The 21532-nt window shown below is 61.7% G+C and carries 29 protein-coding genes; 15 read left to right on the plus strand and 14 right to left on the minus strand.

Annotated elements, in window-relative coordinates:
* Positions 1-2 precede the first annotated feature (2 nt).
* The 3 genes from CWE16_RS04640 to CWE16_RS04650 all read right to left on the minus strand — a co-directional run bounded on the left by CWE16_RS04640 (position 3) and on the right by CWE16_RS04650 (position 2949).
* Positions 3-1127, minus strand: a complete 1125-nt coding sequence (locus CWE16_RS04640; RefSeq protein ID WP_131593382.1) for a choloylglycine hydrolase family protein — start codon at positions 1125-1127, stop codon at positions 3-5.
* A gap of 84 nt (positions 1128-1211) precedes the next feature.
* A complete protein-coding gene (locus tag CWE16_RS04645) occupies positions 1212-2486 on the minus strand; it encodes a Y-family DNA polymerase (protein WP_131455449.1) in 1275 nt (424 codons plus the stop codon).
* Positions 2487-2505: 19 nt separating this feature from the next.
* The gene (locus CWE16_RS04650; protein WP_131593384.1) at positions 2506-2949 is read right to left on the minus strand and encodes a LexA family protein; all 444 of its coding nucleotides are present in this window, start codon (positions 2947-2949) and stop codon (positions 2506-2508) included.
* Positions 2950-3039: 90 nt separating this feature from the next.
* Here CWE16_RS04650 and CWE16_RS04655 point away from each other — a divergent pair, with 90 nt between their 5' ends.
* Complete coding sequence (locus CWE16_RS04655) at positions 3040-3426, plus strand: hypothetical protein (protein WP_131593386.1); 387 nt, start codon at positions 3040-3042, stop codon at positions 3424-3426.
* A 136-nt stretch (positions 3427-3562) separates the two neighbouring features.
* Here the strand turns inward: CWE16_RS04655 and CWE16_RS04660 are convergent, their stop codons facing one another.
* Genes CWE16_RS04660 through CWE16_RS04670 form a run of 3 tightly spaced genes read right to left on the minus strand, consistent with a single transcriptional unit; the run spans position 3563 to position 4895 of the window.
* A complete protein-coding gene (locus tag CWE16_RS04660) occupies positions 3563-3997 on the minus strand; it encodes a 23S rRNA (pseudouridine(1915)-N(3))-methyltransferase RlmH (RefSeq protein ID WP_131593388.1) in 435 nt (144 codons plus the stop codon).
* Complete coding sequence (locus CWE16_RS04665; RefSeq protein ID WP_131593390.1) at positions 3994-4413, minus strand: hypothetical protein; 420 nt, start codon at positions 4411-4413, stop codon at positions 3994-3996. Before CWE16_RS04665 ends, CWE16_RS04660 begins: the two co-directional genes overlap by 4 nt.
* Positions 4413-4895, minus strand: a complete 483-nt coding sequence (locus CWE16_RS04670; RefSeq protein WP_131593391.1) for a pentapeptide repeat-containing protein — start codon at positions 4893-4895, stop codon at positions 4413-4415. The genes CWE16_RS04665 and CWE16_RS04670 overlap by 1 nt, the downstream gene beginning before the upstream one ends.
* Positions 4896-5057: 162 nt before the next feature.
* Between CWE16_RS04670 and CWE16_RS04675 the strand changes: the two genes are divergently transcribed.
* From CWE16_RS04675 to CWE16_RS04715, 9 genes are all read left to right on the plus strand, one after another.
* Complete coding sequence (locus tag CWE16_RS04675; protein ID WP_330848529.1) at positions 5058-5513, plus strand: YraN family protein; 456 nt, start codon at positions 5058-5060, stop codon at positions 5511-5513.
* The gene (gene rsmA / locus CWE16_RS04680) at positions 5510-6352 is read left to right on the plus strand and encodes a 16S rRNA (adenine(1518)-N(6)/adenine(1519)-N(6))-dimethyltransferase RsmA (RefSeq protein WP_131593393.1); all 843 of its coding nucleotides are present in this window, start codon (positions 5510-5512) and stop codon (positions 6350-6352) included. Before CWE16_RS04675 ends, rsmA begins: the two co-directional genes overlap by 4 nt.
* Positions 6349-7281, plus strand: coding sequence for a 4-(cytidine 5'-diphospho)-2-C-methyl-D-erythritol kinase (gene ispE / locus CWE16_RS04685; RefSeq protein WP_131593395.1), 933 nt, complete (start codon positions 6349-6351; stop codon positions 7279-7281). Before rsmA ends, ispE begins: the two co-directional genes overlap by 4 nt.
* Complete coding sequence (locus tag CWE16_RS04690) at positions 7278-7589, plus strand: DUF3082 domain-containing protein (RefSeq protein WP_131455439.1); 312 nt, start codon at positions 7278-7280, stop codon at positions 7587-7589. Before ispE ends, CWE16_RS04690 begins: the two co-directional genes overlap by 4 nt.
* A 200-nt stretch (positions 7590-7789) precedes the next feature.
* Positions 7790-8773, plus strand: a complete 984-nt coding sequence (locus tag CWE16_RS04695) for a pyruvate dehydrogenase complex E1 component subunit beta (RefSeq protein ID WP_131455438.1) — start codon at positions 7790-7792, stop codon at positions 8771-8773.
* Between the two features lie 3 nt (positions 8774-8776).
* Entirely contained in the window at positions 8777-10264 is a 1488-nt protein-coding gene (gene secD / locus CWE16_RS04700) for a protein translocase subunit SecD (protein WP_131593397.1), read from the plus strand.
* Between the two features lie 3 nt (positions 10265-10267).
* Positions 10268-11233: a protein translocase subunit SecF gene (secF, locus tag CWE16_RS04705; RefSeq protein WP_131593399.1), complete on the plus strand. Its 966-nt coding sequence runs from the start codon at positions 10268-10270 to the stop codon at positions 11231-11233.
* 3 nt (positions 11234-11236) lie between these two features.
* A complete protein-coding gene (locus CWE16_RS04710; RefSeq protein WP_131593401.1) occupies positions 11237-11449 on the plus strand; it encodes a hypothetical protein in 213 nt (70 codons plus the stop codon).
* A 21-nt stretch (positions 11450-11470) separates the two neighbouring features.
* A complete protein-coding gene (locus tag CWE16_RS04715) occupies positions 11471-11671 on the plus strand; it encodes a hypothetical protein (protein WP_131593403.1) in 201 nt (66 codons plus the stop codon).
* A 12-nt stretch (positions 11672-11683) separates the two neighbouring features.
* On the opposite strand, the gene CWE16_RS04720 is transcribed toward CWE16_RS04715, so the two are convergent.
* Genes CWE16_RS04720 through mnmH form a run of 4 tightly spaced genes read right to left on the minus strand, consistent with a single transcriptional unit; the run spans position 11684 to position 15309 of the window.
* Positions 11684-12682, minus strand: a complete 999-nt coding sequence (locus CWE16_RS04720; RefSeq protein WP_131455433.1) for an AI-2E family transporter — start codon at positions 12680-12682, stop codon at positions 11684-11686.
* Positions 12679-13779: an AI-2E family transporter gene (locus CWE16_RS04725; protein WP_131593405.1), complete on the minus strand. Its 1101-nt coding sequence runs from the start codon at positions 13777-13779 to the stop codon at positions 12679-12681. Before CWE16_RS04725 ends, CWE16_RS04720 begins: the two co-directional genes overlap by 4 nt.
* Positions 13776-14180, minus strand: a complete 405-nt coding sequence (gene psb28, locus CWE16_RS04730) for a photosystem II reaction center protein Psb28 (RefSeq protein ID WP_131455431.1) — start codon at positions 14178-14180, stop codon at positions 13776-13778. The genes CWE16_RS04725 and psb28 overlap by 4 nt, the downstream gene beginning before the upstream one ends.
* A gap of 58 nt (positions 14181-14238) precedes the next feature.
* Positions 14239-15309: a tRNA 2-selenouridine(34) synthase MnmH gene (gene mnmH, locus CWE16_RS04735; protein ID WP_443081605.1), complete on the minus strand. Its 1071-nt coding sequence runs from the start codon at positions 15307-15309 to the stop codon at positions 14239-14241.
* Between the two features lie 62 nt (positions 15310-15371).
* On the opposite strand from mnmH, the gene CWE16_RS04740 reads away from it, so the two are divergent.
* Positions 15372-16100 (plus strand): GUN4 domain-containing protein, encoded by a 729-nt coding sequence (locus CWE16_RS04740; protein ID WP_131455430.1) that lies wholly within the window; start codon positions 15372-15374, stop codon positions 16098-16100.
* Positions 16101-16151: 51 nt separating this feature from the next.
* Complete coding sequence (locus CWE16_RS04745) at positions 16152-16664, plus strand: ATP-binding protein (protein WP_131455429.1); 513 nt, start codon at positions 16152-16154, stop codon at positions 16662-16664.
* Here CWE16_RS04745 and CWE16_RS04750 read toward each other — a convergent pair.
* Complete coding sequence (locus tag CWE16_RS04750) at positions 16621-16881, minus strand: DUF6439 family protein (protein WP_131455428.1); 261 nt, start codon at positions 16879-16881, stop codon at positions 16621-16623. The genes CWE16_RS04745 and CWE16_RS04750 overlap by 44 nt on opposite strands.
* A gap of 53 nt (positions 16882-16934) precedes the next feature.
* On the opposite strand from CWE16_RS04750, the gene CWE16_RS12000 reads away from it, so the two are divergent.
* Positions 16935-17252: a hypothetical protein gene (locus CWE16_RS12000; protein WP_161567570.1), complete on the plus strand. Its 318-nt coding sequence runs from the start codon at positions 16935-16937 to the stop codon at positions 17250-17252.
* Positions 17253-17278: 26 nt separating this feature from the next.
* On the opposite strand, the gene CWE16_RS04760 is transcribed toward CWE16_RS12000, so the two are convergent.
* Both CWE16_RS04760 and CWE16_RS04765 read right to left on the minus strand, forming a co-directional pair.
* The gene (locus CWE16_RS04760; RefSeq protein WP_131593409.1) at positions 17279-17596 is read right to left on the minus strand and encodes a copper-binding protein; all 318 of its coding nucleotides are present in this window, start codon (positions 17594-17596) and stop codon (positions 17279-17281) included.
* A gap of 70 nt (positions 17597-17666) precedes the next feature.
* On the minus strand, positions 17667-18728 hold the full coding sequence (locus CWE16_RS04765; protein ID WP_131593411.1) for a class I SAM-dependent methyltransferase: 1062 nt from the start codon (positions 18726-18728) through the stop codon (positions 17667-17669).
* A gap of 161 nt (positions 18729-18889) precedes the next feature.
* Between CWE16_RS04765 and CWE16_RS04770 the strand changes: the two genes are divergently transcribed.
* Positions 18890-19135 carry a hypothetical protein gene (locus tag CWE16_RS04770; protein WP_131593413.1) on the plus strand — a complete coding sequence of 82 codons (246 nt, stop codon included), beginning with the start codon at positions 18890-18892 and terminating at the stop codon, positions 19133-19135.
* Between the two features lie 63 nt (positions 19136-19198).
* Here the strand turns inward: CWE16_RS04770 and glnA are convergent, their stop codons facing one another.
* Complete coding sequence (gene glnA / locus CWE16_RS04775; RefSeq protein WP_131593415.1) at positions 19199-20620, minus strand: type I glutamate--ammonia ligase; 1422 nt, start codon at positions 20618-20620, stop codon at positions 19199-19201.
* Between the two features lie 341 nt (positions 20621-20961).
* Between glnA and CWE16_RS04780 the strand changes: the two genes are divergently transcribed.
* Complete coding sequence (locus CWE16_RS04780) at positions 20962-21486, plus strand: allophycocyanin subunit beta (RefSeq protein ID WP_131593417.1); 525 nt, start codon at positions 20962-20964, stop codon at positions 21484-21486.
* The last annotated feature ends 46 nt before the right edge of the window (positions 21487-21532 follow it).

A 21532-nucleotide genomic window follows, 5' to 3' on the forward strand; every position in this document is an offset into this window, starting at 1 on the left:
GCTCAGGAGGGCTTCAGAACCGTCACGTTCAGCGGTTGATTCAGAGGCATCACTTTGATCGTTCCTCCATCGAGAGGCAGCTGGTCAAAATTCAGGCTGCGTAAGCCTGGATTGTCATAGGTCTGGATGTAGTACACCAGGTTTTTTTGGTCAGCAGCCACACTCCACTCCGTGATCTCATAGATGGTTGTGGATCCGGCTCCACCGAAGGACCCACCTGGCGGAAGCAAAATGCTCCCTGGTGGCAGATCAAACTGGCCCAGCAGACGAAACGCGGTTCCGACCTGTTGCTTGGTGCTGAGATTGGTTGGTGCGAAGCGGCTGAGCAGCAGGGCGCGAATGAAGCGGGAGGTGGAGAGGAAATCCCCTGGCAACCCATGCAGGCCACCACCGGTGCTGGTGGGTGGCAGCTTCAGGCCATTGATTGTCATCTCCGCCGGTGGCATGGCGCTCAAGTTGGCGTAATTCCCTGCCGTCGCCAGGTGATAGGGAAACGGGGGGTCGTTGGTGTAGGTCCCCGTTGGGTTGTCCATCATGGTCAGCGTTCCCTGGATGTATTCCACTGACAGGCTCTTGCCGCTGCGGTCATGCAATGTCATGTGGATGGGGAGTGGACCGCCAAAGGCCTTCACGGCGGCTCCGTTCACCAGGATCTTGGGAAGTCCTTGCTTCACCTCCTCGATGGTGGCGAAGTTGGTCAGCACATAGGTGAGCAGTTGGGCGCTGTTGATCGAGCGCTTGGTCTGTCCTGCTGGAACCTTTTGAAAGTCTGCATAGCCAGCGAAATAGAGCAGGCCGCCGGCCAATCCCTTTTCATTCATGCCATCGGGCACCACATCCTTGAGGCCCAGGGCATTGAGTCCCACCACGGCGTAGCGACTGGTCCAGGCGAGCCCGTTGCCAATGCCGCCGTTGGGCCCATTGCCGCGTAACGGCGTCCCCCGCTGAATCAACACGGCGGCGCTGTTCAGCGGTTGGCCGAATTCCATCGTGCGGCCATACACATGGCCACCGTCATTGCCTTTCAACGTGAAGCTTGTGCAGGCTTGAACGCTGTTCAAACCCGCGCCCCCAAGCACTCCTATCCCCGCAAGTGCGCCAATGACCTTGGTACAGATCCTTTGCATGCTGTTTTTGTGTTGCGCGATCCACTTCATCGTGTGAATCGATTCCTGTTGTGAGGCGATCTGACCCTCTTTCTTTATGACTGTTTAAGCCCGCACGACCGGCACATCACTGAGCCGAGTGGTGGCGGCTCGTCCCAGTCGCTCCCGGCGCATGGCCCAACTGGGATCCAGTCCGCAGGCAGCCCATTGCACGGTGCCACGGCCGTAGCGCTGGTTCAGTCGGTCGATTGTGTTCATCAAGTTGTCGCGCCGTTGCTGCTCGGCTTCGCTGCAGGGCACCAGCAGGTGATGCTGCAACTGGTCGCTGCTCTGCAGGTGCTGCATCAGTACTCCGGCTTTGGCGAGCTGGCGGTGCGGCTGGAAGATTCGCTCCACCAGAGGCAAAGCGGCGTTGAGCAGTGTTTGGGTGTCGTTGCTGGGTAGGTCTAGGCGAGTGCTGGCGGCCTGGCTGTAGAAGCCAGGGACGAAGGGACTGGTGCGTGTGAACACCGTGAGGGCGGCGGCCCGTTGCTGTTGCTTGCGTAGTTTCTCGGCGGCGCGCACCACGTAGGTGGCCACTGCTTCGCACAGTTCCTCCAGGCTGGTAATGGGTCGGCTGAAGCTGCGGCTTACGCAGGTCTCCTGCTTGGCGGAGGGGGCCAGATCAAGGGGTAGGCAGCTGTAGCCCTGCAGTTCCCGTTGCAGCCGCACACCCACCACGCCGGCTTTGGCCCGCAGTTCACCGCTGGGCATATCGCGCAGCTGGCGGGCATTGCTCACGCCCCGCAGCCGGCACCAGTGGGCCAGCTTGCGGCCGATTCCCCACACATCTTCGATGGCGATTGTTTCCAGCCATCGGTCGACATCACAGCAGCGCACCAGATCAAACAGGCCGGCATGGGCCGGTTCCACCTTGGCCAAGCGGTTGGCGAGTTTGGCCTGCCCCTTGCTGGAGCCAAGTCCAATGGCGATGGGTAAGCCCAGGTTGCGTCGGGCCAGGGCGCGCAGGCGTCTCCCCCAGGGCAGGAGATCGCCGTCGGCCGGTCGGCTGAGCCGGGCGAAGGCCTCGTCGATCGAATAGATCTCCAGCTCCTCCACCTCCCCTTCCAGCAGGCTCATCAGCCGCTGGCTCATGTCGGCGTAGAGGGCGTAGTTGGAACTGCGCACCACCACGTCATGGCGTTCCAGGTCGCGCTTGGCTTGGAAATAGGGGGTGCCCATGGCAATGCCGAGGGCTCGGGCTTCGGCGCTGCGGGCCACGATGCAGCCGTCGTTGTTGGAAAGCACCACCACCGGTCTGCCGATCAGGGCTGGATCAAGGCTCTGCTCGCAGGAGGCATAGAAATTGTTGGCATCAATGAGGGCCGTGACAGCAGGCATGGGACTTGCCCCTGAGGGTTCAGAGCGGGTGAATCACATGGATCGCCACTCCCCAGATCTGCACATCGCCGCAGCGATGCAGGTCGAGGGGCGGATAGTCGGGATTAGCGGCCTCCAGGCGCAGCTGGCCGCGATGGCGTGCCAGTCGCTTGAGGGTGAAACCGCCATCCAGCACCGCCACCACCACCCGACCCGGTCTGGGATCGAGGCTGCGGTCCACCACAAGCAGATCGCCGTCATGAATGCCGGCGCCGGTCATGGAGTCGCCGCTCACTCTTAGAAAGAAGGTGCTGGTGGGATGGCGGATCAGTTGTTCATTCAGGTCGATCCCCACCTCCACGTAATCGTCCGCGGGAGAGGGAAAGCCTGCGGCCACCCGTTCGCTTGCCAGGGGCAGGTGGAGCGGATGGCGCTGGAGGCGCAGGGGCTGTGCTGCTTGAAGAGAGGAGCGCTCGACCGCCAATGGAGACCATCCGACTCCATGGAATAGTACAGGTGTTCTGGACTTGTGGCTTTTGGGATCGGTGAGGATGCGCCCATTGCTCTGTTCCCGATGGCTGAGGCTCCTTATCTCGTCGCTTTAGCTCTGATCGAGCAGGAGGGGCGGCGGGCCTTGCCGCTCGCCGGTCGTTCGCTGACGGTCGAGGCCGCTGCTGCTGAGCAGCCCGTGGAGGTGGCCCATGCCCTGGCGCTGGAGCTGTTGCTGCGTGTGTGGCAACGGAGTGACGAGGGGCCGATTCGCCGTGTCTGTGGTCTGGACAGTCTGCTGCTGGTAGAGCTGCCGATGGAGCGGCTGCCGGAGGATCTCCCGGCCCTCAAGTCCGCTTGGCTCAAGACGGGTGACACGCAAGCGTTCCAATCTGGCCTTCGGGTCATGGCGGGCCGCGGCTGGACCCTGAGTGTCGCCAAGTTCCAGCCGCTGACCCTTACGGCTTGGTGAAGAGGGCGAGAGCGCGAAATGGTTCCTCTTCTCTGATGGACTCAGGGTGGGCTTGCACCCAGTCGTTCACCAAAGTGCTTTTGCCCAGAGAGTGGGCGCCTGAGATGGCCATGCGCCTGGATGCCTGGATCAGGGTTCAAGCCCGGTGATAGGGGCTCCCCTGCAGGATCGCCTGGGCTCGGTAAAGCTGCTCGAGCAGCAGGAGCCGGGCCAATTCATGGGGGAAGGTCATGGGTGAGAGGCTCAGTTGCCAGCGGGCGGCAGCTTTGAGCTCATCGGTCAGCCCATCGGCGCCGCCAATCACAAAGGCCAGGCGTTCGTTGCCGAACTGGTCGAGTCGCGTGGCGAAGGGCACCGAGGCGAGGGTGTCACCCTGCTCCATCAGCAACACCGGGAGTTCATCGGATCGCAGGGCGGCACGGATCGCCTCCGCCTCCTTCTCTCTGCTGCTGTCCTTGAGTTCCACCACGGTGAGCCCAGGGAGTCGTTTGAGGTAGAGCTCCACCCCTTCCTGCACCCAGCCCTTGCGCACCTTGCCGACGGCGATGATCCGGCAGCGGGAGGGATTCAATCCTCTTCCTCGTCTTCCAGTAGCAACTGCCCGAAGGCCACGTAGAGGCTTTCCTCTTCGCTGCCCGGCGTGACGGGGGGGCGCTGGGCGCGGGTGTTTTTGCCTTTGTTCGGCCGTTGACTGGTCGTCGGCGGTAAGGGGGAGCTGGTGGTTGCCGGGGGAGGGCGACGTTCGAGCTTGGTGCGCTCTTCCGCTTCCTTCAGGCGCTGCATCAGGTGCTCGGGCACCGTGCCATCGGGGCTCACGTGCATCAGTTCGCGGAACAGCTGCTCCGGGTTCTGCTCCGTTTCCACCTTGTGGCGTCGCTCACTGGCTTTCGGCGATGGTGCTGGTTTCGCCTCGGGCGCGGGCAGGGCCTGGGGAAGGCTCCGGCCCAACTCCTTCAGGCGTTCCAGGCTGCGGGGATCGAAGCTCATCAGCAGCCGAGGGTGTCGCGGGTGTTGCGGCCGGTCACCGGATTGGTGCCTTCAGCAGCTGCGCAGAGGGTTTTGAGCACATCGCCACGCAGGGGCACGTTCGTGAAGTCAGCGCCGCTGATCGTCACGTTGATGAAGCGGGTGTTGAAGGCGAAGGCGTCCTCCAGGACCGCATTGCTGAGGTTGGTGCCATCCAGCACGGCGGAATCGAGGGTGGCGTCGCGAAGATTGCTGTTGCTGAGATCGGCATCCTGCAGCTTGGCGCCGAACAAGCTGGCTCCCTGGAGATCACTGCCTGATAAATCGGCTTCGCGCAGGTTGGTGAGGTTGAAGGTGACGCCCTGCATCTCCCGTCCTGAGAAGTCGGCGCCGATCAGCACCTGCTTGGCGTAGTCCATGGCCGCCAGGGCTGGTGCCGGTTGCAGCACAAGGGAGAGGGGCAGCAGCAGGCCGATCAGAAGCACAAGCAGGCGTGAACGCATGGACCGCTGCGATTCCGGAGATGTCGCCATTCTGAAGGGCTGGATCGGTTGGCGAGTGCTGAGGTGGCGCTGGGGTGGCGTTGAAGTGCTCTTGAATAGCACGAATTCGTAACGCTATTGACACGATAACGTGTCATGCAGCCTCGGTCATGGTTGGGGGGAATGCTTGGTCTCGGCAGTGCTGATCCAGGGGTGTCGGTCATGGGCTCAAGAGCGCTGCAGCCTCCGGATCAGGGTCAGTGGGCCGAACGCAGGGCGCTGCGCCTACTACGCCAGCAGGGCTGGCGCTGTTTGGCGCAGCGCTGGCGTTGCCGCTGGGGTGAGATCGATCTTGTGATGGCCAAGGGAGCGCCACCGCAGGGGCGGTTACTGGCGGTGGAGGTCAAGGGTCGGAGCTCATCCGGTTTGGATGGATGGGGCCTGCATGCTTTCGGTTATCGCAAGCGCCGTTGCTTGGGCAGGGCGCTGGCCTGCTGGCAGGTCGAAAATCCCCTTTGGTCCGGCACGGGTCTAGAGGTGGTGCTGGCCTTGGTGCCCTTGCCCCCCAGCATCAAACCGGTGCGATGGATCCCGGTGGCTGCGTTCCTGCACAGTGAAGGATGGTCCCAGGAATCATGAGCTTCTCCGGCCACACCACCCGCAAGCGCTTCGGACAGCACTGGCTCACCGATGAGCGCGTGTTGGATCAGATTCTCAGCTCTGCTGATCTCCAGCCCGAGGATCGTGTGCTGGAGGTTGGGCCCGGTCGGGGCGCCCTCACCGAGCGACTGCTGGCATCGCCAGCGGCCCGAGTTCATGCCATTGAGCTCGACCGTGATCTTGTGGCTGGTCTGCAGGAACGCTTCGCTGGTGATTCCCGTTTCTCTCTGAGGCAGGGAGATGTGCTGGAAGGGCCACTCACCCTTCCCGACGATGCACCAGCCACCAAGGTGGTGGCCAACATCCCTTACAACATCACCGGCCCTTTGCTGGAGCGCCTGATCGGACGCCTTGATCGGCCTGTTGATCCTCCCTACCAATCGTTGGTGCTGCTCGTGCAGAAGGAGGTGGCCGAACGGGTGCGCGCCCGCCCCGGTGCCAGCAGCTTCAGCGCCCTGAGCGTGCGGATGCAGCTGCTGGCCAGCTGCCAGTCCGTTTGTGCGGTGCCTCCCCGTTGTTTTCAGCCGCCGCCGAAGGTGCAGTCGGAGGTGATCCGCCTCGATCCTCTGCCGATCAACCAGCGCCTGGAGCCGGAGCTGGCCCGCACGGTTGAACGCTTATTGCGTAGGGCGTTTCTCGCTCGACGCAAGATGCTGCGCAACACTCTGGCTGGCCTCTGTGCGCCTGAACAGCTTCAGGATCTGACTGCATCGGCGGGAATTCAGCTGCAGCAGCGCCCTCAGGAGATCGCACCCGAGGCCTGGGTCCGCTTCGCTAGGGGTTTGAATCAGGCCGTCATCGCCTCAACGACGTCATGACGGCCACGGTTCGCGTCAGCGCCCCAGCCAAAATCAATCTGCACCTGGAGGTGCTTGGCCTGAGAGCCGATGGCTTTCATGAGCTGGCGATGGTGATGCAGAGCATCGACCTGGCCGATGAGCTCTCCTGCATCAACACCGCAGACGGCAGCTTGCATCTCACCTGTGATCGCGACGATCTGAGCTGCGGGCGCGACAATCTGATCGTGAGGGCTGCGGAATTGCTCCGCCAGCGCTCTGGCTTTGGTGAACTGGGCGCCAGGCTTCATCTCAGCAAGCGAATCCCGATCGGGGCAGGTCTGGCCGGCGGCTCCAGTGATGGTGCAGCCGCCCTGGTGGCGCTCAACACCCTTTGGGGCTTGGGCCACAGCCAGGCCGAGCTCGAGCGCATGGCGGCAGACCTGGGTTCCGATATGCCCTTCTGCATTGCCGGAGGCAGCCAGCTCTGCTTCGGCCGCGGTGAAACCCTGGAGCCTCCGGTGGCTGGTTGCCATCGTTTTGGGGTCGTGCTCGTGAAGGATCCCCTGGTCAGCGTCTCGACCCCTTGGGCTTACGGCGAATGTCGACGCCTGCGCGGGGCCAGCTACCTGAACGACGAGTCGGCCTTTGAGGATCGCCGTCAGGCTTTGCGTCAGGCGCCCTGGCTGCAGCCCCATGACGACCTGCGGATTCCTCCATTGCGCAACGACCTGCAGGAGGTCGTCGCCCCCCAGACCCCTGCGGTGCCAATCGCTCTGCAGCTGCTCTCGGAACTTCCCGGACAGCTGCGGGTGGCCATGAGTGGTTCCGGCCCGAGCTGTTTCGCTCTGTTCCCCGATCGCAGCGCTGCGGATCTTGCCCTTGAACAGCATCGGGACCAGTTCTATGACGCAGGGCTGGAAGCCTGGAGTTGTTCCTTTCTGGGCCATGGGGCCAAGCTGGCGGCATGAACAGCAAGAACAGCGGTCAACCGAATGAGGAGAGGCGCAAGGGTCCCCTCAGCTTCGTCTCGGGTTCCCTCACAAGCCTGTTGCTCGCCTGGTTGAGCCTCGGCCTCAGCAAGCGCATGGTGCTCTATTTCGCAGCCCATCCTCCGAACTACAGCTCACCGATTGCCCAAAGCATTGCCACGGCGCTCAAAACCCTGTTGATCGGCATGTGTTTTCTGGCCACCTTCAGCTTTGCCTTCATCGGGTTGGGCTTGTTTCTGGTGTTTCTTCGCAGTCTCTTCACGGGCCAGGAGCCCGATGCTGCCTAGCGTCTGAGCGTGCCCTCATCGCTTCTAGGGCGACCTTCTTCCATGACGCCCCACGATCTCGGTCAGCTGGTTTTGCTTCTGTCTCCGGGCCTGCTGCTCTCGGTGCTGCTGCTCACAACCTTCGCCGCCGGAGGGTGAAGGCGCCCGGACTGAGATAGCTTGGCCGCTGAAGCCGGCAAGGCCGGACCGACAGCAACGCCGTGGCAGGGACGCTTCTTTTCAACGCACTCCGTGAGGCCATCGACGAGGAGATGGCTCGAGATCCCCATGTCTGCGTGATGGGAGAGGACGTCGGTCAGTACGGCGGTTCCTACAAGGTCACCAAGGATCTCTACGAAAAGTACGGGGAGCTGAGGGTGCTCGACACCCCGATTGCGGAAAACAGCTTCACAGGCATGGCCGTCGGAGCAGCGATGACGGGCCTTCGCCCCATCGTGGAAGGCATGAATATGGGCTTTCTGTTGCTCGCCTTCAATCAGATCTCAAACAACATGGGCATGCTCCGCTACACCAGCGGCGGCAACTTCACGATTCCCACCGTCGTGCGTGGACCCGGTGGTGTAGGCCGTCAGCTCGGTGCCGAGCACAGCCAGCGACTTGAGGCCTACTTCCATGCGGTGCCCGGCATCAAGATCGTGGCCTGCAGCACCCCCACCAACGCCAAGGGGTTGATGAAGGCGGCGATCCGCGACAACAACCCTGTGCTCTTCTTCGAGCATGTGCTCCTCTACAACCTGAGCGAAGAGTTGCCAGAGGGTGAGTACACCTGCGCACTCGATCAGGCCGACCTGGTGCAAGAGGGGACTGACGTCACGATCCTCACCTACTCGCGCATGCGTCACCACTGCCTCAAGGCTGTGGAACAGCTGGAAGCCGATGGCATCAGCGTGGAGTTGATCGATCTGATCAGCCTCAAGCCCTTTGATATGGAAACGATCGCCCGCTCGATCCGTAAGACCCATCGGGTGATCGTGGTGGAAGAGTGCATGAAGACCGGTGGCATCGGAGCCGAACTGATCGCCCTGATCACCGAGCAGTGCTTCGATGATCTGGATGCTCGCCCTGTGCGCCTTTCCAGCCAGGACATCCCTACCCCCTACAACGGAAATCTCGAGAACCTCACGATCATTCAGCCCCATCAGATCGTTGAGGCGGCTCAGCAGATCGTTCGCGTGGGGATCTGATCAATGGCGCGTCAGCAGGGCTGGTTTGCCCTCATCCTCGCCCTAGCGATTGCGGCGGCATCGGTGCTTGCCAGCTTCCCTTTGCAGCTTGGTCTTGATTTGCGCGGCGGCAGTCAGCTCACCCTCGAGGTGCAGCCCGGCGGTGAGATCAAAACCGTCAAGCCCGAGCAACTGGAGGCGGTGAAGGCGGTCCTCGACCGCCGGGTCAATGGATTGGGAGTCTCCGAGTCGACTCTCCAGACCATTGGTGACGATCAACTGGTTCTGCAGCTGCCTGGTGAGACCGACCCATCCCGGGCCGCCAAGGTGCTCGGCAGCACGGCCCTCCTTGAATTCCGTGCCCAGAAGCCCGGCACAGAAGAGGACATGCGGGGTCTCCTCAAGCTTCGCGCTCAGACCAAGGCCATCCTTGCGGCGCGTCAGGCTCGAGCCGAAGCGGCACAACCCTCCCAGCAAAACGAGGATCTCGATCTCGAACAGCTCGAGAAGGCCCAGAAGGCTCTTGGTCTCAGTGGCAGTGCCGGAAGTGAGCAGCAGCAACTCGAGCAGCTGCTGGAGAAGGTCAACCAGGAGATCGTGGCCCGTTTTGAGCCTGCAGCACTCACCGGCAAGGATCTTGTGACGGCAGGTCGTCAGCAGCAGCCCAATACCCCTGGCTGGGAAGTGACCCTTTCCTTTAATCGTGAGGGGGGAGATGCCTTTGCTGAACTCACCCGCTCCATCGCCGGTACAGGGCGTTTGCTTGGCATTGTTCTCGATGGTCAGCCGATCAGTGAGGCGAGCGTCGGTGAACAGTTCAAAGCGGCTGGCATCACCGGGGGGGCAGCCTCGATTACTGGCAATTTCAGCGCCGAAGAGGCGAGGGATCTTGAGGTGCAGCTGCGGGGGGGATCGCTGCCTCTTCCCGTCAAGATCCTTGAGGTGCGCACGATCGGTCCCAGCCTTGGGGCCGAGAACGTCAGGCGCAGCTTGATTGCTGCCCTTTCTGGCCTGGCGCTCGTGGCTGTCTTCATGGTGGTGGTTTACCGGTTGGCGGGCTTCGTTGCCGTGCTCGCTCTCAGCCTTTATGCGTTGTTCAACCTCGCGATCTACGCCCTTCTACCGGTCACATTGACCCTGCCAGGCATTGCTGGATTCATTCTCAGCGTTGGCATGGCGGTCGATGCCAATGTGCTGATTTTTGAGCGCATCAAGGATGAGTTGCGGCGGGGCAACACCCTGATCCGTTCCATCGAGACGGGCTTCTCCGAAGCCTTCTCCTCCATCGTCGATGGTCACCTCACCACCTTGATCAGTTGTGCGGCTCTGTTCTTCCTCGGCACCGGTCTCGTGAAAGGCTTTGCCGCCACCCTGGGAATCGGCGTCTTGCTCAGCCTGTTTACCGCCCTCACCTGCACCCGTACGCTCTTGCGCTTCCTGATGAGTTATCAGGGCCTGAGGCGTATCAGCAATTTCATTCCAGAGCGACAGCTCCCCACGTCTCCCGTCTGAGCCATGGTCGTCTTCAACGTCAGTCGTCTTCGTCGTCGTGTCTGGTGGGTGTCGTTTCTGATGATTGCGGTCAGCGTCATCGGCATCCTCCTCAGCTGGACCAACCCTCAGATTCATGCTCCCCTTCGCCCCGGCCTTGATTTCACCGGCGGTACTCAGATCCAGTTGGAGCGCCGTTGTGGGACCAGCTGTGGCGCACTGAAGGTCTCTGAGCTTCAGAACGTCCTTGCGGCGGCTCCATTGCCAGACGAAGCCGATGCTCCAGCACCCAATCTTGCCTCCGCGCGCGTTCAGCTTCTCGATCGCGGCAAGTCTCTGGTGCTGCGCATGCCCACCCTCAGTGCGGCCCAGGGCCAGGCCGTGATCGCTGCGCTCACGCCTGTGGCCGGACCGTTTCTGCCCGGTGGACAGGCTGTGGACACGATCGGTCCCACCCTCGGTAATCAGTTGTTGCGCAGCAGTCTCATCTCCCTGCTGGTCGCCTTCGCGGGAATCGCGGTCTACATCAGCATTCGCTACGACAGGCGCTACGCCGCGCTCGCGCTTCTGGCCCTTGCCCATGATGTGGTGATCGTTTGTGGCCTGTTCGCCTGGCTGGGCCTACTGATCGCCTTGGAGGTCGACAGTCTTTTTGCAGTGGCTCTGCTCACCATTGCCGGTTATTCGGTCAACGACACCGTGGTCGTGTTCGACCGCATTCGTGAACGGCAGCGCCTGGAAGGCGATCGTCCGATTGGTGAGCAAGTCGACAATGCGGTTACTGCAACCCTCACGCGCACGCTTTACACCAGTGGCACCACCTTGATGCCCCTGTTGGCCCTGATCCTCTTCGGGGGAAGCACCCTGGTGTGGTTTGCAGTGGCTCTTGCAGCCGGCGTCATCGTCGGTAGCTGGTCGAGCATCGCCCTGGCTCCCTCGCTTCTCACGCTCTGGTCCAGACGCGCCGTCCCCCCCAGTCGCGCGAGTTGATCCGTGGGTTCTCCCCGTCGCAGCAGCGACCGATGGTTTCCAGCGTTGCTCCTGATTTTGGCGCTGCTGGATCTACGCACTGAACTGCTTCTGCTCCGTGACCACGTCACAGTCACAGCCCTGTCCTATGCGATCCGGCATCATGCCCTCGCGATTGTTGTGCTCTGTGCCATTCCTTCGCTCTGGCGTCGTTACGGGCCTCGCTCAGGAGATTGAGCCATGGCTGGAGGTTGCGCCATGGCGCTGAAGCGTTACTGGGCTGTGTTGCTTCTCGTGGGCCTCGTCGGCGTGGTGCTCATCGCCAGAACCCAGTCCCAGTTCCAGCCCCATCGCCCCAGAGCTCAACCGGCGAAAGTGCGACCGTCCAGCCTGAATCCGGTGCGCACCAGCCCTCGCAATACCATCCGTCAGGTGAAGGCAGGACCGTCGCGCCCCTAAGACAAGTGGGGATCAGCTCCAGCGATCCATGATCTGACGCACCACGACCAGTTCCATTCCCACCTGCAGAACCACCACGAGAGGGAGGGCCAGCAGAACTCCAGGCAGGCCGAGCAGGGCGCCCAGGCTTAACTGAGCCATCAATGCCACGGTCGGCAGCAAGTTCACCGTACGCCGTAACAGAAGCGGTGTGAGCAGGAAAGCCTCCAGGTTTTGCAGCACTAGCCGCAGGATCAGCACCTGAAGGGTCAGTGTCGGCGAGATCAACAGTGCCAGGCCAAGCGGCAGCAGGGTGGCCGCCGTTGGACCGATGGTTGGCACGAAGGTCAGCAGGCCGCAGATCAGCGCGCTGAGCAGAGCAAGCGGCGCTTTTAACAGCACCAGACCCAGCCAAGTGAGAAGAAACACCGCCGTTGCAGACAGTGTCATGCCCGCAAGCCAGCCGCCCAGGGCCGCTCGACATTGATCGAGAACCCGTTTCATCATCGGTCGAGCTGGCCTGGGGGTTGCAGCGATCACCATGCGGCGATGGGAGCCAGGGTCGAGGGCCATGAGCACCGCCAAGAGGCTCATCAGCAGGAGCTGGATCAGCCCATTCGCTGCACCGCCAGCGACCCCAAGCAGCTGGAAGCCAACGGGTTGGATTCGCTCCCAGCTGAACTGCTCCGGAATCGATTGCTCCAGCTCGGACAGCCTCGGCTGGCTCGCGATGATGGAGCGAAGTTTTTCAACCAAACTCGGGAGCAGGGAGGTCAGCTGCTGGAGCTGGGTGAGCAGTTCCGGTACGAGCAGCTGAATCACCAGTGCACCGCCCAGAATCAGCAGGGCCAGCACCACGAGCAGCGAGAGGTGCCTCGGTAGCCCTAATTGCATGAGTTTGCGGATCGGCACGTCTAAGGCCACGGCCAGCACCACGGCGCCGAACAGCACCAGCAACACCCAGCGCAGTTCCCACACCAACAGGCAGAGCACCACAAGGGTGAGGGCGGCCAGCAGGTTCCGGGCACTCATGGTGTGCTTTGTCTGGAGAGACGGAGGCGGCCTTCCGACTTCCAGCGATCGAACAGGTCGTGAATCACGATTTCACGGATCAGCACCTGCAGCACCACAGCGAGTGGAAGGGCCAGCAGCAGCCCAAGCGGACCGAACACCACCGTGAAGACAAACTGTGCCGTCAGGGTCAGTCCCGGCAGCAGTTTGACCTGGTGGTGCATCACCGATGGTGTGATCACATAACTTTCCAGGTTCTGCACGATCACGTAGAGCCCAAGCACCGCCAGCGCTTTCCAGGGGGAATCCAGCAGAGCGACTGCCATCGGAAAAATCGTGCTCATCGTTGGGCCAACGTTGGGAATCACGTTGAGCAGACCGGCCAGCAGAGCATTGGCCATCACCAGCTTCACGCCGAGGAGCGAGAGACCGATGCCAGCCAGCAACGCTACACAGAGGGAGCTGATCAGCACCCCCACCATCCAGCTGCTCAGCGCGTTTCCGCACTGATCAAGGATTCCCTGGGCACGGCGTCGATAAAACGACGGCACCAGAAGAATCGCCACGTTGCGGTAGGCATTGGGCTGTACAGCAACCATCAGGCTGACGGCGAGTACAAACAAGAGCTGCACCAGTCCGCTGCCCAGGTTTCCGGCGAGACCGAGCAGGCTCTGTAGTCCCCCCCCGAGACCGCTCGCCAAGGTGGAGCTGTCTGGGAGTGATGTGACGCCGTTGGCGAACAGTCGATCACTCCAGCTGCCGCTGGCTCCGCTTCCGTAGACCCAGCCGGAGATGACGTTGATGGCATTGATCGCCAGGGTCTTCAGCTCACCTGCAGCAGCCGGGAGTTGAAGCAGCAGCTGATGAAACTGGCTGGTGAATGGGGGGACGACGACGGCTGCTCCGAGGCCGATGACCACCAGCAGGCCAACCAGACAGATCAGCAGGGCGACAGGTCTGGGAATCGGCCAACGGGCCCGGAGTGTTCCCACCAGCGTGCAGAGCGCCATGGCCAGCACCACTGCTGCAAACAGGTGGATGAGAACGTCCTTGAGCGTCCAGAGCAGGACCACTGCAGCGCCAAGGGCGGCGAGCCCAATCCACTGGGGAAATTTCACCCGTCGCTGTCGTTGTCCTCGGCATTGTCGCCGGAATTCTGGGAATAGCCCAGGTCGTGGCTGTCGGCGTAGCGCTGGGCAAAGCGCATGAAGCGTTCGAAGTCCACCTCACTCTTCCAGGTGTAAGTGGCCTCCAAGGCACTGGCCTTGCCATTCACGAAACGGGCCTTCACCTCACGGGTGACCAGGGTGCCTTCTTCATCCACCAGGAACATGCCGGTGATGTCGCCCATGCTCTCGGGGGCCAGGGCATCGGGCTGCTCAAACACGAACAGGGCCTGGCCGGTGCGTCCATCGCGGCTGCGGGTGAGGCGGATATCCGGCACCACCGGCTCATCGACCCCACGGAAAAATTGAATTGCCGCTGTCGCCTGGCCACCGGTGCTTGCCGCCTCTGCCATGTCGTTTGTCCCCAGCTGACCAAAGGGTGACTTTAGAGCCAGCTCTTCCAGGTTGTGCTCAGCATTGGCGAGGCTCGATCAGCTGTCGATGCAGCAGAGCATCGGCGGCTTGATCAGCACTCAGGCCGTCCAGATCAACGCTTTGCCGAGCTGGGGAACGGGCTAACTCGTGCTCATAGCAACGGTCGTAGTAGTCGAGCATGGCCCTGCAGGCCCTCGCCCAGTCCTGCTCCTGGATGGCATCGATCGCCTCCCTGGTGCGCTGTGGCCCGAGTCTGCGGCTGATGCGTTCCGTTGCGGCAAGCAGGGGTTCGCGTCCCTGGGATCCGTAGACCGTGACCAGCTGCGCGACACGCTCTTCAAGATTGCGTCGGATCTCCAGGACCGGTGCGGATTGCATCTGGCGAAACAGTGCATTGGGAATGCGGCAACGGCCCACTTGCGCACTTTCGGCCTCGAGCCAGATCTGATCAGCTCCTTGATGGCGCGCAAGATCCAGGGCTTCGGCGAGGCGATTCTCGTAATGCTCCGTGCTGGGCTGCTCCGGAAGGCCCAGGCCACCGAAACTGCTGCCCCGGTGATGGGCGAGGCCTTCCAGATCCACCACCGCCACCTCCCGCTGGGCGAGGGCGAGCAGCAAATCAGTCTTTCCTGTGCCCGTGCGTCCTCCCAGCAGGCGCAGCGGCCAGGGCTCCTCAAAACTGGCCAGCACCCAGCGTCGGTAGCTTTTGTAGCCACCGTCCAGACGAGTGGGATTCAGATCAACGAGTCGTGCCAACCAGGCCACACTGTTGGAGCGCAGTCCCCCCCGCCAGCAGTAGAGCCGCAGTTGACCATCGGCTCCTGCGGCGCAGCGCAGGGCATCGGCAAGATCCGCCAACTGAGGCCCTATCGCGGCCAGCCCGAGCTGGGTGGCCGCCAGTCGCCCTTCCTCTTTGTAGGTCAGTCCCACCTCAGCACGCTGGTCGTCGTTGAAAAGCGGAATGTTGACCGACCCCGGCCAATGGCCTTGCGCGAATTCCGAGGGGCTGCGCACGTCCACGATCGGCCCTCCTGCTGCACGGAAGTGCCTCAGGTCCACGCCTTCACCAGCCACGCCATCACCCACCACCATCACCAACGACTGCATCGATCAGGCCCATGCCTGACATAGTGGGCCAACGCCGAGCCTGTCAGAGCCGGCCCTGATCCATGCTTTCCGGTTCTCCTTCCACCACAAGCCTGCCCGTAGACCAACTGCTGGAGCGTTTCTCCACAGGGTCGACCCGTCAGCGGCGCGCTTTGATCCCAACGATTGAATCGAGGGCTGCTGAGTTGGCGGCTCTGGGTTCCGCGGCCCTCGCTCCGTTCGATCCCAAGGGGGATGCCTGGGAGGCTGGCTGGTTACTGCAGGTGTTCCAGCGTCATCAACCTCAGGCGCTCCCGGCCCTCATCGGAAGCCGGGATGGTTGGTTTGAGGCGTCTTCAGCAGCGGGCATCGACTACGGCCCCCTGCAGCGTGATTTGCTCGCTGAACGGTTCGAAGAGGCGGATCGCTTCACCAGTGCGGCGCTTCGCAGCCTTGCCGGCCCCCAGGCTGAACGGCGTGGTTACGTTTATTTCAGTGAAGTCCCGGCGATGGAGGGGCTGGATCTCGCCACCCTTGACCGGCTTTGGATGGCCTATTCCCAGGGGCGTTTCGGCTTCAGTGTTCAGGCCAGGCTGCTCGCTGGTCTTGATGGTCGCTACGAACGGCTCTGGCCACGGATTGGCTGGAAGCATGAGGGAGTTTGGACGCGTTATCCGGGCGCTTTTCAGTGGGCCATGGATGCTCCAGAAGGTCACATGCCCCTGATTAATCAACTCCGCGGCGTGCGTCTGATGGACGCCCTGCTTGACCACCCATCTCTGCAGGCCCGTCGCTCCACTGCAAGCCGGTAGTGGCAACCCTCCCGCATCCCGGTATGGTCGAAAAAGAGTGCAGCGTTTCCGATGGCATCCGGGCATAGGTCCGTCGATCCGCTGCAGTTGTTGTTGCAGTCCATCGGTGCCGCTCCTGTGTTCCGCTGGGCCGACTTCATCCTTCCCTCGACACTCCAGCTCAGCCCACTGCTGGAGATCTTGTTAGAGCCTGTCTCCTGTCCTGACACCTGCTGTCGCCTTCAGCTGGGTCTTCAGGAGGCTCTCGTTAATGCTGTGCGCCACGGCAACGCAGGCGATCCATCCAAATGTTTGCGTGTGCGCCGCATCCTCACGCCCAACTGGTTGATCTGGCAGATCCAGGATGAAGGGATTGGGCTACCGCCTCAGGCCCGTTCCGCTTCCCTTCCCGATCGTCTGGACGCCAATCAGGGGCGAGGCCTGTTTCTGATTCATCAGTGTTTCGATGACGTGCGCTGGAGCCGGCGCGGCAATCGCCTTCAGCTGGCCTGCAGGCGCTATCAAACGCCTGCTCCCGTGGTCAGCGGTGCTGGGGACAGCCTGGGTCCTTCAGTTCCCGCCTGAGCCAGAGCAGTCCCTGGTTGATCAGAGCCTCCACATCGGCCCTCTCCCCGCCCTGAAGAAGTTGCACCAGTGCTCCTGAGAGCAGTTCAGCAGCACGACGATCGGCGTTGCTTTTCAATCGGTGCCAGTCGCGATCATCCAGTCGCAATTGGCCATGCAGTTCCTGGGCGAGAGGCGGTGCTTCATCAGGCCAGGGGGCTGGGCTGCGGGTGGCCATGGCGGTGGGCAAAGCTGTTTCTATCCTGGCGCTAGCAGCGTGCGCGCGAAGGCATGACATCCGCCCGAGGCCTCTGCCCCCGTCGAAACCGTCACGCACGAAGGAACTGTCTCCGGACGCCCTCCGGCTCCCTGAAGCGTCTGGCCTTCTGGTTGACGCTGGAACGCCAACTGATGATGCGCCCTTCACAACGTCTGGGACGTCATCAGCGTTTGCGCTGGCGTCAGCGCTCTGCCCTGATGCGTCAGGTTCTTGAGGGTCAGCCGAGTCACGAGGTCTTCAGGCCAGCACCGTCGGGATGGTGGTTCTGGAGAGCGATGCGCTGGGGTGGTCCGGGATTGCTGCTGGGTTGGCTACTGGCTCGCCTTTAAGTGGCGCCTCTCAAGCTGCCAGGCTGTCAGGCTGCTAGGGGTTGGGGGTGGACCACCACTAGGGACCCGGGTGCCTCCTGACGCGCCTCTTCCAGAGCTGGGGCCTCGTCCGTGGCACTGCGCGTGAGGTCCTGACCGCGGATCCAAGCTTGATGCAGGGCGCGCCTGCGCTTGTCCTCGGCAAGCACGAGCCTGTCGGCAGCTGCCTGGGGGCTCTCGCCCGGAAACAGAGCTGTCCTGAGACAGATGCCAAAGCCATGGGCTTCCACCTGAACCTTCCCTTCCATCAGAACGAGCTGGAAGGTCCAGCCCTGAAGCCAGCGCAGACGGAAAGGATTGGACATGGACCCCACGAGGGTTAGGGGCACCCTATGGGGCGCGACTCCGTGCGCAAGCGCACATGTCAGGGAATGCCTATGCCCCTTTGCTGGCCGACCAGACCCTTGCCATGAAGTGAGACTCGCCGGTGATGCCACGGAAGCCGGCTTGGCTGAGACGCGCTTCGATGTCATCACGGATGTAATCGGCGTAATAAGGCTCGTGGAAAGCGCGGCGGAAGTTTTCCATCGCCACGCTGAACTGCGGTGAGTCGGCCAACTGAATCGAATCGGCCAGCACCAGAACACCACCGGGTTCCAGGACGCGATAGCACTCCTCCAACACAGCCTGTCTGGCTTGGGCTGGTAGCTCGTGGAGCAGAAACACGCAGGTGACGGCCTGCATGCTTCCATCTGCGAAGGGAAGCTGTTCGCCATTGCCCTTCAGGAGTTGCACCAGACCTTGGCGCCCCTGGTTGAGCCATCGGTTGGCCTGCCTCAGATACGCCTCCGAGAGGTCGATGCCAGTCAGAGTCGCTTCAGGCAGGGCTGCACGGATCTGATGCAGGGTTCTACCCGTTCCCGTGGCCACATCGAGGACCCTGAGGCTGGCTGCAGGGCGGTCCTCAAAGCGACGCAGACCGCGGAGGAGAGGTGCCAGGACACGCCTGCGCATCGCATCGGCTGCGCCATTGAACAGGATGTCCACTTGGAGGTCATAGAGCTCCGCGGAGTGATCACTCAGGTAACCGTCGGTTTGATGGTGGAAGTTCTGTAGGTAGTAGTCGGGGTAGAGCGTTTCGCTTGCCTCATCCGGGAGGTCGCGGACATTTCTCTTTTGGCGACGCATCCAGGTGGAGGGAAGGTCCAGCCAGAGACGGGGGTAGCGGGCCGCCCAGTCGATCCAGGGCTGGTCGAACAGCTGACGTTTGGGATAGAGCCCGGATTCGGCCTCCTGCCAGTCGGTGTCCTCCAGGGAGGCGAGGGAGCGACGCAGCTCCATGAACATTGCCTCTGGCACGGTTTCCGTGCTTGGTACGGCGTCCGGCGCGACCCATTCCATCAGCCTGGTGCTGAATTCCTTGTGAGCCAGGCCGGCGATGCTGCGGCTCTGTTGAAGGGTGCGGTAGGCGATCTCGGTGATGCTGGGCGTCGCCATCGAGGGTGCCTGCGGGCCAAAGGTTGTCCATTCCAGCTCACTGACCGCCCTCTCTGTGGCTTTCGTGCCTGGCTGATCAATTGGCTGGAAAGATTCGTGTAGTAATGCGAGATTCTGTAGCGGTTGCTACAGACTGAGTTCAGTGAAAGAGGAGATTTGCAATGTCTGATGTTCATTCGGTCAACGTTCTCGATCGTCGCCGTCGTGCGGCCGTCGAATTTGTCTCCTGGTCAGATCACCATGCCCATGAACGTCGTCGGCGTGAGGCAGGGCTCGCCCAGATCGAGACCCATCCCGATGCCCTTGATCAGCGCAATGCGATCGCGCAGCAGAGGGCATGGTCTCGACGCCAGGATCATTGTCGGCATCTCCATGACAGCGCTTTGGCCCAGTTGAGGCATCGCTGAACCCAAAAAAACGGGGGGCAAAGCCCCCCGTTCGTCCTATTGCCTTTGACCAACTCCCTTTGATCAGGCGTCGTAGTACATCACAAACTCATGGGGATGAGGGCGCTGGCGCAATTGCTGCACCTCCTCATATTTGAGATCGATCCAGTTGTTGATGAAGTCTTCGCTGAAGACACCTCCTTCCATGAGGTAGTGCTTATCAGCGTTGAGGGCTTCAAGGGCGCCGTTGAGGGATGCCGGCACCGTGGCGATATTGGCGAGCTGATCGGCCGGAAGTTCGAACAGGTCAACGTCCACCCCTTCGCCAGGGTCGATCTGGTTTTTGATGCCGTCAATGCCAGCCATCATCATCGCGCTGAAGGCGAGGTAGGGATTGGCAAGGGCATCACCGGAGCGGAATTCCAGGCGCTTGGCCTTGGGGCTTGGGCCGGTGAGCGGGATGCGCACCGCTGCTGAGCGGTTGCCCTCCGAATACACCAGATTAACGGGCGCTTCAAATCCGGGAACCAGGCGCTTGTAGCTGTTGGTGGTCGGGTTGGTGAAGGCCAGGAAGGAGGGGGCGTGCTTGAGGATGCCGCCGATGTACCAGCGGGCGGTCTGGGAGAGGTTGGCGTAGGTGCCCTCTCCGAAGAAAAGGGGCTGACCACCTTTCCAGAGGCTCTGGTGGACGTGCATGCCGCTGCCGTTGTCGTTAAACACTGGCTTGGGCATGAATGTGGCTGTCTTGCCGTATTTCTTGGCGACATTTCTCACGACGTACTTGTACGTCATGACGTTGTCGGCTGCCTGGATGAGTTCGGCGAATTTCATGCCGAGCTCGTGCTGACCGGCGCCGGCCACTTCGTGGTGGTGCTTCTCGATCGGAACACCCAGCTGCCCCATCATCAGCAGCATCTCGGAACGAATGTCCTGGGCGGTGTCGTTGGGGGCAACAGGGAAGTAGCCCTCTTTGGTTTGAATTTTGTAAGCCAGGTTTCCGCCTTCCTCCAGGCGGCCTGTGTTCCAACCGGCCTCGATGGTGTCGACGCTGTAGAAGCAGCCACCCTCGCTGGAGTTGTAGCGAACGTCGTCGAACAGGAAGAACTCAGGCTCAGGTCCGAAGAAAGCCGTGTCAGCAAGGCCAGTGCCAGCCAGATAGGCGAGTGCTTTCTGAGCGAGTGCGCGCGGGCAGCGGTCATAGGCCTGCCCCGTGCGCGGATCCTGAATCGAGCAGATCAGGCTCAGGGTTTTGTGGCGATAAAAGGGATCGATCCAGGCGGTGGCGGGATCGGGAACCATCGCCATATCGGAGGCATTGATCGCCTTCCAGCCGCGAATGGAGGATCCGTCAAACGCCAGTCCTTCGCTGAAGGCCGCCTCGTCCACCATGTCGGCGCAGACGGTCAGGTGTTGCCACTTCCCGTGAAGATCAGTGAATTTGAGGTCGATCAGCTCAATCCCTTCGTCCTTGATCTGACGGAGAACGTCCTGTGCGGTCTTGCCCATGGGTGCAAAAGATGGCAGGGGGCCAATAGTCAGGGCGGACCGTAGTCAGCCCCTGGGACTCGTTTTGTATCAATAGGTACATTTTTAGCTTCGCGCCGATGCCGCCTCGATCGTCTTGGGACGGCTTGATCCATTGGGACGGCTTCCTTTTTGGCTCCCTCTGCGCTTTCTGAATGCTCACCGCATCACGGCATCAACCCGTTGATGAAGGCCGTGGAGCCTGTTCCACTCCTCCCCGTTAGTAACCGTTTCTGTCAACTTGCCCATAACGCTGCTGCAGAGAGCGTTCTGCTGGGAAAGCTGGTGTTACTTTCCAGTTTGACACTGTTCAAGCCTGAGCCATGCGTGATGCCATCACCGGGTTGATCGGTCGATACGACCAGCTCGGTCGTTATCTCGATCGCTCCGCCATGGACAGCATCGATGGCTATCTCTCCGAATCAGCCCTCAGGCTCAAGGCTGTCGAACTGATCAACCGTGAGGCGGCTGAAATCGTCCGAGAGGCCAGTCAGCGTCTCTTCCTTGACGACCCTGAGCTGCTGCTTCCTGGGGGCAACGCTTACACCACCCGGCGTCTCGCAGCATGCCTGCGAGACATGGATTACTTCCTGCGCTACGCCAGCTACGCCCTGGTGGCAGGAGACAGCACCATCCTGAATGAGCGGGTGCTCAACGGTCTTGACGACACGTACAAGAGTCTCGGAGTACCGACGGGACCCACGGTTCGCAGCATTGTTCTCTTGGGCGATGTGCTTTGTGAGCGACTGGTGGCTGAGGGGGTGGAGTTTGATCGCTGCCCAGTGGTGCGTCAGCCCTTCGAGCACATGGCCTCCGGTCTGGCGGCCACCGACGTTCGCCAGCGTTAGGCCGTTGCATTCCCTCATCTCCTCCCCTGATGGAGGGATGACTGCG

It is taken from the genome of Synechococcus sp. BS55D (genome assembly GCF_004332415.1).
Taxonomy (GTDB): Bacteria; Cyanobacteriota; Cyanobacteriia; order PCC-6307; family Cyanobiaceae; genus Synechococcus_C.